Here is a 914-nt window from a genome sequence, read left to right as displayed (position 1 = left end):
ACGGCGCCGCTCGCGCCCCGATAGGTGGGGGTGTCCGGGGTGATCTCGGAACTATCGCGCGTGTACGCGCGCGCTCGCCCACCCGTACGCCCGATAGGTCGCCGAATACCCCGGACACCCCGGACACTAATCTCAGTCCCGGGTAGATGGCCGGGAGCGGCGCGCTACTGCCGTTCGAGGTGTCCAACCCCGGGTTCGGACGGCGCCGGACACGGCTCGACGCGCCGCTGTCCGGGGAGAGATCCCGCGAGAAGGTATAGCAGGATGGAGTTTACTGCGGTTCGCCGCCGTCGGGTGCCGGGCGCTGGTAGGTGACGGCCCCGTTCTCGTGCTTCCGGCGGACGATCCGCCCGGCCTCGGCGAGCGAGTCGAGCCGGTTCCGTATCGTCTGCCGCGGCGGGTCGTGAGACGAGAACTCAGCGACGAGGTCGGCCGTCACGTAGCACCGCCCAGCCACCATCGCTTCAAACACGGCGTCGGGGGTCGGATCTTCGTAGTCCCGCGGCACAGTTTGCCTCTGATTGCGCTCCATTATATATCTCAGTATAGAGCGCGGACAGTTAGAAGTTGGCCACATGGAAAACATCTAAGTGTCTTGTCCGTGTGGAAAACAACGTGGTCGAAGCTACTGACTCGGATGGTGCGGACGACGCGGACGACCTCGGGACGCTCGACGCGGGCCGCGAGGCCGTCCGCCAGTATCGGCAGTACATCACGCGCGTCCTCGCGTCTCGGCTGGCGGCGCCGATCACGGCCGGGTCGCTCCTGTTCGCGCAGGTGGCGGCCGCGCAGTCCAGCGGCGGCGGCGACGTGGCTGGCTGGTGTGGCGTCCCGGGCGGTCCAGTCGTCCTCCCGCTCGTCGTCCTGCTCGCGCAGGGGATCCTGTTCCTCGTGGGCGGGTTCAAGGGCGTTTC

The 914-nt window shown here is 67.6% G+C and carries 2 protein-coding genes; one reads left to right on the top strand and one right to left on the bottom strand.

From position 1 onward, the window contains the following. Positions 1–271: 271 nt before the first annotated feature. On the bottom strand, positions 272–532 hold the full coding sequence (locus K933_RS12340) for a hypothetical protein (RefSeq protein WP_152529826.1): 261 nt from the start codon (positions 530–532) through the stop codon (positions 272–274). 83 nt (positions 533–615) lie between these two features. Here K933_RS12340 and K933_RS12335 point away from each other — a divergent pair. After that, a partial coding sequence (locus K933_RS12335; RefSeq protein ID WP_152529825.1) for a hypothetical protein occupies positions 616–914 on the top strand: 299 nt, incomplete at its 3' end.

This window comes from Candidatus Halobonum tyrrellensis G22, assembly GCF_000495475.1.
GTDB classification, from domain to species: domain Archaea; phylum Halobacteriota; class Halobacteria; order Halobacteriales; family Haloferacaceae; genus Halobonum; species Halobonum tyrrellense.
The sequence above is the reverse complement of the archived record's forward strand: the minus strand, read 5'-3'. Positions and strand labels throughout refer to the sequence as shown.

Excerpts from the sequence above, each read along its gene's own strand:
- K933_RS12340 (WP_152529826.1), bottom strand. The coding sequence starts at position 532 with ATGGAGCGCAATCAGAGGCAAACTGTGCCGCGGGACTACGAAGATCCG.